The organism is Collimonas sp. (assembly GCF_035566375.1).
Taxonomy (GTDB): Bacteria; Pseudomonadota; Gammaproteobacteria; order Burkholderiales; family Burkholderiaceae_D; genus Collimonas.
Genome location: NZ_DATMRK010000082.1, coordinates 1 through 12,050 on the forward strand (window position 1 = coordinate 1; position 12,050 = coordinate 12,050).

The window sequence follows — 12,050 nt, forward strand, 5'->3', positions numbered from 1 at the left end:
ATCGGCATCGATGCCGTGTTGACCGATTTGCGCGCTCGTGGCGAAAAAGTCTAACTAGCAGAATAAAGGAAGAATCATGGCGAAATCAGGCCGCGACAAAATCAAGCTGGAATCGACCGCAGGTACAGGTCATTTCTACACAACCACAAAAAACAAGCGTACGACGCCGGAAAAAATGTCGATCATGAAGTTCGACCCGAAGGTACGTAAGCACGTTGAATACAAAGAGACCAAGATCAAGTAATCGATCTGACTCTGCAAAAAACCCCGCAGGACAAATGTCTTGCGGGGTTTTTTTATATCTTGTGCTCATCCCGCAGCAGTCATTGAGAGCCCGACACAGTAGCGTCGACAATCCCCAAGGCGAAAAAAAACGGCCCGATTTGCATGGACCGTTTTCTTGATCGAGATAAGCTCCTCAATACATAAGCGAGCTACCCCCTTATCCTGACTCAGGAATAACTACGCAGGCGCAGCGAGAAATCCTGCAGCGACTTGATGCCTGAAGCTTCAGCACGTGCACACCAATCCTGCAATTGATGCAGTAACTGATCGCGCGTGAAGTGCGAACGCTCCCAGATTGCGCCCAGCTCAACCCGCATTTCATGCATGGTTTGTAGCGCCTTGCTATGGAGGAACAGCTCGGTCAATTGCTGCTTTTGCGGCGCTTCCAGCTTGGTCGGTTCACGTTGCAGCAATTTCTTCGAGGACTTCAGGAAACCCGCTCCCAGCTTGGCCTTGTCAGTCAGATGATTGCGTTCTTCGTGCCAGGCAGTCTTCAACGATTTGGCGTACTTAGCCATGACATCGTAACGATTGGCGATCACCGATTGCAGCGTATCCAGATCCGGCACCAGCTTGGTGTGGTTGAACTTCGGCGCCGGAGCAACCTTCTTGACCTTGGCCAGGCCGCAGATTTCCAGAATCCGGATATACATCCAGCCGATGTCGAACTCATACCACTTCGACGACAGCTTGGCCGAAGTACCAAATGTGTGGTGATTATTGTGCAGTTCTTCGCCGCCGATGATGATGCCGAACGGGATGATGTTGGTGGCGGCATCGTTGCAATCGTAATTGCGATAGCCCCAATAGTGGCCGATGCCGTTGATGATGCCGGCGGCAGTAATTGGAATCCAGACCATCTGCACCGCCCACACGCTGACGCCGACGACGCCGAACAGCATGACGTCGACAAACAGCATCGCTACGATGCCCCAGGCGCTGCGCTTGGTATACAGGTTTCTCTCGATCCAGTCGTCCGGTGTGCCATGGCCAAATTTTTCCATGGTTTCCAGATTTTTGGATTCTGCGCGATACAACTCAGCGCCTTCCCAGAATACTTTCTTGATGCCGCGTGTCACCGGGCTATGCGGATCTTCCTCGGTATCGCACTTTGCATGATGCTTGCGATGGATGGCTGCCCATTCCTTGGTCACCATGCCGGTGGTCAGCCACAGCCAGAAACGGAAGAAATGACTTGGAATCGCGTGCAGATCCAGGGCGCGATGGGCTTGGCAGCGATGCAGGAAAATAGTCACTGCAGCGATCGTGATGTGCGTCACAACCAGCGTGAACACGACGACCTGCCAGGCGCTTGCACCTGTTACGCCATTCGATAAGAAATCGAGAATTGCATTGAACACTATGTGTACTCCATGTGTAGATGATGCCACTGCTTGTTTTGCAGTGATTTTGCGGTGAAATACGGCGGAAATGTGAGCTAGATACCAGCAAGTTCACAGCAAGTTCGCGGGTAGTTACCAAACAGTTAGCCGAAATTCGAGTGCAATTGTACCCTTATTATGGGCCGCTTTTAGGTTTTGGCGATTCTTGACGGCCATCTAATGGCAAATCTTGTTGCGTATCGGTGCTGAATTTACTTTTATGCAAGATTGTATTGTCCGCCGTGTTGTCCGTCTCATCATGCACTACCTTAATGTCTCGTTTCACTTGAGCAATCTTGATTTGACGGGCTTGCAACACACGCCAGATCGCACGGTTAACATCAGACAACACATTCAGGCGACCGTTCTCCGGATCCGTGATCCAGAATCCGACCTCTAGCTCTAGTCCATCCGGCCCTATCTTCAGCAGCAGCGCTTGCGGCAGGATTTCATGCGACACACGATCAACCTCGATCACCGCTTGCTCCAACAGCAACAATATGCTTTCGACATCATCCTGGTGTTCGACCATCACATGAGTCGACAGGCGCAAAACCCGATTGGTCAGTGAATAGTTCTGCACCGAATTGATCATGAAGATTTCATTTGGCACCACCGTATCAATCCCGTCCAATCCTTGCAACACGGTGTAACGGCTGTTGATCTGGACCACCTTGCCATAAAAGGTGCTGACCCCGACCATATCGCCGATCGCCAGGCTGCGTTCCAGCAAAATCACGAAACCTGATACATAACTGCTGGCGATCTTCTGTAAACCAAGACCCAGGGCCACGCCTAGCGCCCCGCCAAATACCGACAACACAGTCAGGTCGATGCCGACTAAAGACAGGCTAAGCAGCACCGCAACCAGAATCAGGAAGGCACGCGCCATGCGCGCCACCACGGTGCGGATCGAAGAATGCATGGTATTCACACGCATCAGGCGCTCTTCCAGCGTCGCGCCGGCCCACAATGCAATCACCAGCGTCACCAGCACCGAGACCAGCGCTTGCATGATCGCCAGCAGCGACACCTTGTAGCGGCCGATAGGCAGCACCGTGCTATCCAGATAGTCGAACAGATCCGGCCACCAGCCGGTGATATACAGCAGCAAGCCAATCCAGACCAGCGCGCCAAAACTCTTTTCGAACAACAGGAGGAAGGTACCGACGCCGCTATTGCGCGCAAAAACCCTGCGCAAGACATAAAACACAAAACGCATCAGCGCTAGCGACGCCACCAGCGGAATCATCAGCCGCATGACATTCACCGGCTGATGCCATTTCTGCAGGGCCAGCTTGGCCAGCACCAGCAGCAGCAAGGTCAGGATGGGCGTCAATACTTTGACGAAGCTGCCAAGCCCGATCTGCATCGCCGGCGGCTGCACCGTGCTGAGCGTGAAAGTGCGGCGCAGCAGACGGGCCAGCAGCCAGCCCGCGCCTACGCATAACAACAGCAAGCCGACCTGCAGCAGCAAACCCGGCGCCTGCAGGTTGCTTAGCAAATCGTTGAGTAACTCAGTAAAGATATCTGGCATTATTTTGTGTATGTAGCGTCCCGACGGCGAGGTTCCTGACTCAGCGCATAGCAGGCGCTGCCGGTGTCGGGTTGTTGCGTGCGATCCGCACGTTCCCGGCATTCTTGTGCACACACTCTGGGTGAAGTACCGCAGCATCCCGTGTAGAGGGATCAGTCACCATTGTCCTGTTGCGCAACGCATGTTTTTTAGGCTACCGATTATAAAACACAACGCCTCGTTAAAAATGGCGATTTCAACTCACCTGCCGACGAGTTCTTCATGACAATGCCTGACAAGCATCGTTATTACCTGATCGGATAAAGATTACATTTAATTAATGATAATCTCTCTCTGATCCACTCAATGAAGGAAAAATATCTTGTCTTTAATCGGCTTGGCTGACGATCACCCGGTAATTCTGGACGCACTGGAATCCACCTTGGGCAAGGAACGAAGCATACGCATCGGATTCAAGGCGCGCAGCGCCGCGCAATTATTCGATCTGCTGGCAACCCAGCCATGCGAGATCCTGGTGACGGACTACTCGATGAAACAGGGTGAACCCGGCAGCGATGGCCTGGCGATGATAGAAAGGCTATTGCGCCTGTATCCGCAGATAAAGCTGGTGGTGTTCACCATGCTGGCCAACCCTGCGCTGCTGCAAGGACTGCACAAGCTGAACCTGCAAGGCATCGTCAGCAAGAACGATGAGATGGGCGAAGTATTGCATGCAGTGCAGCACATCGAAGCCGGCCGCCAGCAGTGTTATCTGTCGCCCAGCATCAGCAGTGGGCTGGCGCATGGCTTGCAGGCTGCGGGCTTCGACAAGCAAGCACCGGCGCTGTCGAAACGCGAGCTTGAAGTCGTACGCCTGTTCGCACAAGGTAATAACCTGAACGACATCTCGCAAAATCTCGGCCGCGCAGTCACCACCGTCGCCACCCACAAGCACAACGCCATGCAGAAACTGGGCGTTACCAGCAATGCCGACCTGATCCGCTATGCCTATGAAACCGGCATTGCATAGCGCGCTGGGCTGGCTGCTGGCGCTCTGCTCTGCAGTGGCGCTGGCTGCCGAACCAGCTGCGCCGTTATCTCAACTATTGCAACTCGACAGCCAGGTAGCCCTGACCAATTTCGGCGCGTCCTTGTCAACCAGGGAAAGGGAGTGGCTAAGACCGCGCCCGCAACTGCTGATCGGCATGTGGGGCGATGAATATGCGCCTATCCAATTCAAGTCGACACCCGACACGGTAGCAGGAATAGCCGCCGACTACCTGGCATTGCTCGGCAACGCCATGAATATCCCGCTGCGGGTGCGCTGGTTCAATCACCGCGACGAAGCGATAGCCGCCCTGCACGCTGGACAGGTCGATATCTTGAGTTTTTTTGGTAGCAACGAAACCCGTGAAACGCAACTGGTGCAGAGCCAGCCTTACCTGCACAGCCCGTTGGCCATCGTGCGCCGCAGCGGTACAGGTACAGGTACAGGTACAGGTACAGGTACCGCTACGGCTGACAAATCCGACCTGAAGGGACGGGCGACCTTGCTCAGCGAGCACTGGACCGCCGCCGAGATCGCCAAGCGCGCTAAACGTTACCCGGCACTCGACATCAGTCCGCAAAGCTCCGTATTCAAAGCGCTGGCAGCTGTATCGCTAGGACGAGCCGACTACTATCTGGGCGATGCGGTAGCGGCCAGTTACTACGTCGAACAAAACCTGTTTTTGAACCTGCGCATCGCAAATATCGACAATAACGACACCAGTTTCTCCTTTGTCACCGCCAGCACTACACCGGAATTGAGCCGTGCCATCGCCGCCAGCATGGCTGCAATTCCATCGTGGCTGCGGGTCAGCATCTTGCGCCGCTGGGCGTCTGGCGTCACGCTAGACCTGGACGACAACAAACTCGCCCTCAGCAGCCAAGAGCTGCGCTGGATCAAGGAAAATCCGGTGGTGCAGGTAGGCATAGACCCGACCCAGGCCCCCTACACCTTCGTCGATTCCGGCGGCGAATTCTCGGGCATGTATGCCGATCTTCTGAAAGTCATCGGACGCCGCACCGGATTGTCATTCCGGATACAGCCGCGTGAATCCATCCCGGCATTGGAAGCTGACCTGCTTGACCATAAGAGCAGCATGGTGACGACTCTGATGCCAACCGCAGAACGCGAGCAGCGCATGAAATTCACGGCCAGCGTCGCCCCTATGGCTTGGGGCGTCGTGGCGCGCCGTGCGGATAGCAGCGTCGACGGCCTGGATCGCTTGCGCGGCAAGCGGCTGGCAATGGTGCAGGGACAAGGACTGGAGCAGCGCCTAAGCCGGGATTATCCCGACATCCGCCTGGTCTTTGCCCGCGATAGCATCGACGGCATGGGTATGGTCGCCCGCGGCGACGCCGACGCCTCCTTGCAAAGCATGGCGACGGCCAGTTACCTGATCGAGCGCTATTTCAACGACCAGCTGCACATCGTGGCTGTCGCATTCGACCAACCGTTCCAGGCCAGATTCGGGGTCGCCGCCGATGCGCCCTATCTGCTCAGCATTCTCGATAAAGCGCTGTTAAGCATGGTGCCCAGCGAGCGCGCTGCGATTTCGGCGAAATGGCTGGCCAACATCAATTACCCGACAGGCACCTGGGCAAGCCTGCGTCAATCGGTATTCCGCTACTGGCCGCTGGCCGCCGCAGCGCTGGCGTTGTTTACGATCTGGATTGGCATCCTGCTAAACCAGATCCGACGCCGCAAGCAACTCGAGCAGGCGCTGCGCCAGGCCAAGGAAATCGCCGAGCGCGCCAGCCAGGAAAAAAGCAATTTCCTGGCGGTGATGAGCCACGAAATCCGCACGCCAATGAGCGCCGTGGTGAGCTTGCTGGAAATTGCCAACCGCCGCAGCGAACGCGGCGAACTGGATAGGGAATCGCTGAAGCTGGCGGAGGCGTCTGCCAAAAGCTTGATGGATATCGTCGGCGGCATCCTCGATTTTCGCAAGATCGAGGCAGGCGAACTGAGTTTGCTGCGGCGTGCCGTGAATCTGCCGGAACTGGTGCAGCATACAATCCAGTTGTTTGAGCAAGTGGCCCACGAAAAAGGCTTGCAGTTAACTTGCGAACTGGCTCCCGATCTCCCTCAGACGGTATGGATCGATCCGGTACGGGTGCGCCAGGTACTCTACAACCTGCTGTCCAATGCGATCAAGTTTACCGAGCACGGCAAAATCAGCGTGACAGCAAATCCGCAAGCCGGCGCCGCGCCGCATATGGTCTGTTTTGTCATCAGCGATACCGGCTGCGGCATCCCGTCGGAGGCGCAAGCCAGCATTTTTGAAGCATATCGGCAAGCCTCCCTGCCAACCGCATACATGGGCACAGGTTTGGGCCTGAATATCGTCAAGCGTCTGGTTGAGCTGATGCAGGGGCAAATCATGCTGTCCAGCCGGCCCGGCGTCGGCACCACGCTGCGTGTATTGCTGCCCTGTCCGCCGGCCAGTGCCGAGGATGAGCAACACCATGCTGCGCCATGCCCAAGCGCGTCGAGCTTGCGCATCCTGGTGGTTGATGATCACCCGCTGAATCTGAAAATACTCAACGACCAGCTCAGTTGGTTAGGTTATCAGCCACTGTGCGCGGCCAGCGCCGCCGAGGCTCTGGCTATCTACACGGCAGGAGTGGATCTGGTGCTGACCGATTGCAATATGCCAAAGATGAGCGGACCGGAACTGGCGCAGGCAATACGCCGCATTGAACAGAGTGAAGGCAAGCCACGCACGACGGTGATCGGCTACACCGCCAATGCCTTGCCGGAAGCCCGCGCGCAATGCATGCAAGCCGGCATGGACGACGTACTCATCAAGCCGATCGCGTTGGAGCAACTGAATAAGGTATTGGCGAGCTGGTTTCCGCAGCAGATGCAGGCCTGCATGCAAACCGAAACTCAGACCGAAACGCAAACCACCCCGCAGCCATCCACGGTCACGACGCAGCAACTGGCGCAGAGCATGCAGGACGATTGCCTGGCCCTGCAACGCGCAATCGACGGCCGGCAATGGCAGGACATCGCCGGCCTCGCGCATAGAATGCGCGGCGCCAACAGCTGCACCATCGCCGATGAGGATATCGATCAATCCTGCCTGGTATTGGAGATGGCCGCTAACCGCCAGGATTCAGCCTCCGTGGCGCGGCAATACCAACGCCTGAACGCTGCCCTGCAATCGCGCGAACTCCTTGACAGCAATCTTTTGGAATAATTTTCTAGTCTGCAGATAAATCAAAAATCGAATTTATTCGATGGTGACGCCCATCTTGCTTTGGCATAGTACCGATCAGCGGCACCAATGCTTTATCACCTCACTTTAATTTATCTGCACAAAAGGAAATAATATGAAAACCAAACTGATCGCAACCCTGCTCCCCCTGTCCATGCTGCTCGCCGGCCACGCATCCGCCGAAATCCTGAAATGCTCGGTAAAAGACGCCCAGATCCAATCGCAAATCGCGTTCGCGAAAAAAGCGGGCAATGACTTTGAAGTCGTGGGCCTGGAAAAAGCGCTGAAAGAAAACCAGCAGCATTGCACCGATGCGAATCAACATCTGAGCGCTGAACAAAAAGTACGTGAAGAACAGGAAGATGTAAGCAAAGCTAAACAAGAGGTCGCCGAAGCTGAAGCCGATTTGCGCCAAGCGCAAGCGCAGGGCGATACCAAGAAAGCCCTGAAAGCTGAAAAGAAATTATCGGAAAAACAAGCCAAGCTGCGTAAAAAGAATGAAGACCTGAGCAGCGCACAGGCTGACCTGGCGGCTTTTAAGAGCTAAGACAAGACTGATTCCAGGCAGCACTTTGGCGCAGCAGATATTTGCTGCGCCAAAGTGCTTTCGGCAGCGCCGGACGGCCCTATTTAACTGTTTTCAAATAGGCGATCAGATCGGCGCGCTGCTTGGCGTCGGCCAAGCCGGAAAACGGCATCAGATTACCGGGAATTACTGCTTGCGGATTAGTGATGTAAGCATCCAGGGTCTTATCGTCCCAGGTCTTTTTTGCGCGCTTCATCGCCGGGCTGTAGTGAAAACCTGCAACCGTCGCCGACTGCCGGCCAACGATACCGAACAGACTGGGGCCGACGCCGTTGGCGTTGCTTAACGAGTGGCAGGCGGCGCATTCGGCAAACGCCTGCTTGCCGGCGTTGACATCCTGGGCCCGGGCGCCAGCGGCGAACGCCGTTGCACCGACCAGGATAAGTGTGGCAATAGCTGCCTTGTGATTCATCTTCATTGCTCTTCCTTGATTTGCATTTCCGGGGCAACTCACCCCGCGTTGATTCACGCCACGCGGCTCGCTCTCGCTGAACGGCCGCACGGCACGAAGGCTTACAGCATCCGCGGACGCTTGACGTACTGCACCAGGTCATCCCCCAGACGCAAGGCAAACGCCGCCAGCGGCCCGGTCGGGTTGTAGCCTGAGTTATGGGTAAAGACCGAAGCGCCGACTACGAACAGATTCTCCGCATCCCAGTGCTGCAGATGCGGCGACACCACGCTGTTGCCCGGATCGCTACCCATGATGGTGCCGCCCGTGATGTGGGTGCTTTGATAAATCCGGGTATCGAACGGACTCTGGCGCGGCACGGCCGGGCCGACGATATCGGCGCCGATGGACTTGGCGATCTGTTCCATCTTGGCGGTCACGAATTTCGACATTTTCATTTCATTCTGGCGCCAGTCGAAAGTCATCCGCACCAATGGCTGGCCGTAGGCGTCCTTGTAGGTCGGATCGAGATCGAGAAAATTCTCGACATGCGGATAGCAACTGCCTTGGATCGACATTGACATCGAATGCGCATACCAGTCAGCATTGGCCTGCTTCCACTGCGTGCCCCATTGCGGCGTGCCCGGCGGCAGACGGCGGCTGCCGATCGGGCGGCCGTTCGACATTGCAGTGTTGATCGCACCGCCGCCCAGAAATCCCAGTCCGCCATGGTCAAAATTATCGTTGTTGAAATCGTCGATCGCGGTGCCGGTGCAGCCAGCCGCAAGGAAGGAATTGAACCAGCGCTCCTTCATGAACAGATTGACGCCGGAATTGGTCTGGTAACAGAAATTCTTGCCAACCACGCCGTGCCCGGTCGCCGGATCGTAGGCCTTGCCGATGCCGTCCAGCAGCAACAACTTGGTATTGGTCATGGTGAATGCGGCCAGTACCACCACATCCGCCGGCTGCTCGTATTCCTCGCCGCTGACCAGGTCGACATAACGCACGCCGGTGGCGCGCTTGGTATGGCGATCGTAATTGACGCCCAGCACATGGCAGCGATTGCGCAGTTCGAAACCCTTGCGTTTCTGCAGCATCGGATACAGCAGCAATTGCGGCGAAGCCTTGGCCGAAGCTTCGCAGATGAAACGTTCGCAATGGCCGCAGTATTGGCACTCGCTCAATTTCTGGCCATCCGGATTGGTATAGTCGCCGGATGAATTTGCCGCCGGAATCGGGAACGGGTGGTAGCCGAATTTTTCCGCGGCAGCCTTGAACACCAGCTCCGCTTCGGTGATTTTCAATGGCGCTTGCGGATACTCGCCATCGCGCGGCGCTTCGAACGGATTGCCGCCGGCGATCTTGTTGCCATTGATATTCCCAGCCTTACCGGACAAACCGAACAGTTTTTCAAACAGCTCGTGATGCGGCTGCATATCCTTGTAAGTCACGCCCCAGTCCTGGAGCGGCATATCGGCTGGAATCGCCGCCTTGCCGTAGCGGTTGATGTGGTGGCTTTTCAAGGTCGGATCATATTCGGACCAACGCCAGGTCTGACCATTCCAGTGATTGCCGGCGCCGCCGACACCCTCGCCCGGCAGGAACGCTTCCATCCAGCGCACCGGCAGCGATTTCTCCATGCGCGAATGACGCAGCGTGTAAGTCTGCACCGACCAGTCCTGTATCAAACCCTGGCGCGTATCCCAGCGGTACTCGTCGCGCTGCCCCGGCAGCTTGGCCTCGGCGCCATTGCTATGATCGCCGCCGCGCTCCAGCACCAGCACTTCCACGCCCTGTGCGGTCAGCTGCCGCGAAATCAGGCCGGCAGTCAAACCGCCGCCGACAATCACCACTGTTTTTTTTGTTAATTTCTGAACCATGAATTTCTCCGTTAGCTAAAGTCGGCGATCGATTTTGGATCCTTGGCGCCGGGATAAGGCTTGCCGCGGAAATTGACGACATCGAGATGATGCGTAGCCGGCAGCCCCGGATAGCCGATCATTTTCCAAAACACCTTGCCGTTGTTGCCGCCGTAGATCGGATCGGCAAAACAAGCCTGGGTGAACAGCGGATACACCAGGTCGTTGAACCACGACGCCAGCGAGACACGCTGTCCATCGACTTTTCCGGCCGCGATATCGTGCAGGAAAGCGTCGCCGTCGGCGGCCGTCAGCATGTCGAAAGTCTTGCCGAACCTTGTCTGGCAAACCTGATTGGCGACGGCAATGCCAGCCTTGTAGAACTGCTCCGGCGTCAATGGCAATTGCGGCCCCAGTTCCGGCTTTCCTTGATGCCAGGGGCCTTGCATGTACCGCTTGACACCCTTGCCGAAAGCGCCGGCCAGCTGACGGTCGATAAACAGCGCCAGACCGCTATCGACGCCGTTAGGACTGAGTTTGTCGGCCGGGCACATGATGTTGACCATGCTTTCGGTAAATGCGGATTCATCGCCGCTGAAGCTTTGGTAGCCAAGCGCGACCGGCACGCTGGCCGGCGCTGCTGCGGCCGCATCGGCCGCCAGCGCCGCGCCGGAAACCGCAGTCAGACCGGCCGCGCCGACGAATTGCGTCGACAATGGGGCGGCACTGGCGACGGTAATGACTTGCCGCAGAAAATTACGGCGTGGTGGAGTTACGGGTGTATCACTTTTCATCTTTGCCTTCTTATGACAGTGGGTAAGTAAAAACTTATGCGCCACTTTATGGGGAGGCCCACACCATAAGACTAAGAAAATTCTCGGAATTACATGCAATAGCTTATTGAGAAATTCGAAATAGTCTCTCGATAGCGCCACCGCTTTTTTGTCAGCCCAGACGCGTTCGAGCGCCCAGGCAAATGCCGTCGACGGCTGTCATGCCTGCGACCTAAGTGGATAAATGCGAAGGGAGGGTGCCAAGCGCCACGCCGAGCAAAAGTCGGATATAGAGCGGCAATGCAGAACACAAGAACGGGACGGTAAACAATCCGAACCGATTAGCGAATACCGGTACTGACTAACGGTATAGATCAGCGATCTAGGCGAGCAGCAGACAGCTTACGGCAAACGCCTACGATCCGGATTGAGCCTTGCTTGGGTAGCACCGCAGGTTTTCAGAGTCAGGCGTCATTTCTCACTCACTAGCCATACCCAGTTCTGGCCGCTGCTCGGCATAATGCCGCTGGCCCATGAAGCACCGGTCTTTGGCTGCTCCGTTGTCAACGCAGAGTTGTAGGCAATTTTATTGTTTCTCATTGCCAGGCGACGCTTCGCGCGCTGGGTATGTTGATCGCCGAACGCAACAATCGCATCCAGCATCGCTCGCAATTCCTTGTCGTCGTTAACAAAGCCCGCGAGCTGGCGCCATACATCGGCCTGGTTCCAACGCCTGAAACGCATATAGGATGTCTGCCATTTGCCAAATTCGGCAGGTAAATCGCTCCACTTGGCTTTGTGCGCCACTATCCAAAGAACCGATCGCAAAAATAAACGATTGTCGCGGCCGGTCGCACCTGGGTCGTTATACCCGCCAAGTAACAGGGGCTGCAGTTTCTGCCATTGCTCATCTCGAAGATTCATATTGTGTTGTCAATAGTTGTTAAATGATGACTACATTTTTGAATACTTCGAAGGTAGAAACCT

Annotated in this window: 10 protein-coding genes; 4 read left to right on the forward strand and 6 right to left on the reverse strand. The window is 56.0% G+C overall.

The window, feature by feature from the left end:
- Positions 1-76: 76 nt before the first annotated feature.
- Positions 77-244, forward strand: a complete 168-nt coding sequence (gene rpmG / locus VNZ60_RS23955) for a 50S ribosomal protein L33 (protein ID WP_009667251.1) — start codon at positions 77-79, stop codon at positions 242-244.
- A gap of 208 nt (positions 245-452) precedes the next feature.
- Here the strand turns inward: rpmG and VNZ60_RS23960 are convergent, their stop codons facing one another.
- Positions 453-1,646, reverse strand: coding sequence for a DesA family fatty acid desaturase (locus VNZ60_RS23960; protein WP_414648963.1), 1,194 nt, complete (start codon positions 1,644-1,646; stop codon positions 453-455).
- Between the two features lie 157 nt (positions 1,647-1,803).
- A complete protein-coding gene (locus tag VNZ60_RS23965) occupies positions 1,804-3,204 on the reverse strand; it encodes a mechanosensitive ion channel family protein (protein ID WP_325663720.1) in 1,401 nt (466 codons plus the stop codon).
- A 361-nt stretch (positions 3,205-3,565) separates the two neighbouring features.
- Here VNZ60_RS23965 and VNZ60_RS23970 point away from each other — a divergent pair, with 361 nt between their 5' ends.
- The 3 genes from VNZ60_RS23970 (at position 3,566) to VNZ60_RS23980 (ending at position 7,998) form a co-directional block, all read left to right on the forward strand.
- Positions 3,566-4,213, forward strand: a complete 648-nt coding sequence (locus VNZ60_RS23970; RefSeq protein ID WP_325663722.1) for a response regulator transcription factor — start codon at positions 3,566-3,568, stop codon at positions 4,211-4,213.
- Positions 4,188-7,433: a transporter substrate-binding domain-containing protein gene (locus VNZ60_RS23975; protein ID WP_325663724.1), complete on the forward strand. Its 3,246-nt coding sequence runs from the start codon at positions 4,188-4,190 to the stop codon at positions 7,431-7,433. Before VNZ60_RS23970 ends, VNZ60_RS23975 begins: the two co-directional genes overlap by 26 nt.
- Before the next feature lie 133 nt (positions 7,434-7,566).
- On the forward strand, positions 7,567-7,998 hold the full coding sequence (locus VNZ60_RS23980; protein ID WP_325663726.1) for a DUF1090 family protein: 432 nt from the start codon (positions 7,567-7,569) through the stop codon (positions 7,996-7,998).
- A 79-nt stretch (positions 7,999-8,077) separates the two neighbouring features.
- Here VNZ60_RS23980 and VNZ60_RS23985 read toward each other — a convergent pair whose 3' ends face one another.
- From VNZ60_RS23985 to VNZ60_RS24000, 4 genes are all read right to left on the reverse strand, one after another.
- Complete coding sequence (locus tag VNZ60_RS23985; protein WP_325663728.1) at positions 8,078-8,455, reverse strand: c-type cytochrome; 378 nt, start codon at positions 8,453-8,455, stop codon at positions 8,078-8,080.
- 95 nt (positions 8,456-8,550) lie between these two features.
- Positions 8,551-10,311 carry a GMC family oxidoreductase gene (locus VNZ60_RS23990; RefSeq protein ID WP_325663730.1) on the reverse strand — a complete coding sequence of 587 codons (1,761 nt, stop codon included), beginning with the start codon at positions 10,309-10,311 and terminating at the stop codon, positions 8,551-8,553.
- An 11-nt stretch (positions 10,312-10,322) separates the two neighbouring features.
- Entirely contained in the window at positions 10,323-11,084 is a 762-nt protein-coding gene (locus tag VNZ60_RS23995; protein ID WP_325663732.1) for a gluconate 2-dehydrogenase subunit 3 family protein, read from the reverse strand.
- Between the two features lie 450 nt (positions 11,085-11,534).
- Positions 11,535-11,987: a transposase gene (locus VNZ60_RS24000; RefSeq protein WP_325663734.1), complete on the reverse strand. Its 453-nt coding sequence runs from the start codon at positions 11,985-11,987 to the stop codon at positions 11,535-11,537.
- Positions 11,988-12,050 lie beyond the last annotated feature (63 nt).

Excerpts from the sequence above, each read along its gene's own strand:
- rpmG (WP_009667251.1), top strand. The coding sequence starts at position 77 with ATGGCGAAATCAGGCCGCGACAAAATCAAGCTGGAATCGACCGCAGGT.
- VNZ60_RS23965 (WP_325663720.1), bottom strand. The coding sequence starts at position 3,204 with ATGCCAGATATCTTTACTGAGTTACTCAACGATTTGCTAAGCAACCTG.
- VNZ60_RS23975 (WP_325663724.1), top strand. The coding sequence starts at position 4,188 with ATGCCTATGAAACCGGCATTGCATAGCGCGCTGGGCTGGCTGCTGGCG.
- VNZ60_RS23980 (WP_325663726.1), top strand. The coding sequence starts at position 7,567 with ATGAAAACCAAACTGATCGCAACCCTGCTCCCCCTGTCCATGCTGCTC.
- VNZ60_RS23985 (WP_325663728.1), bottom strand. The coding sequence starts at position 8,455 with ATGAAGATGAATCACAAGGCAGCTATTGCCACACTTATCCTGGTCGGT.
- VNZ60_RS23990 (WP_325663730.1), bottom strand. The coding sequence starts at position 10,311 with ATGGTTCAGAAATTAACAAAAAAAACAGTGGTGATTGTCGGCGGCGGT.
- VNZ60_RS23995 (WP_325663732.1), bottom strand. The coding sequence starts at position 11,084 with ATGAAAAGTGATACACCCGTAACTCCACCACGCCGTAATTTTCTGCGG.
- VNZ60_RS24000 (WP_325663734.1), bottom strand. The coding sequence starts at position 11,987 with ATGAATCTTCGAGATGAGCAATGGCAGAAACTGCAGCCCCTGTTACTT.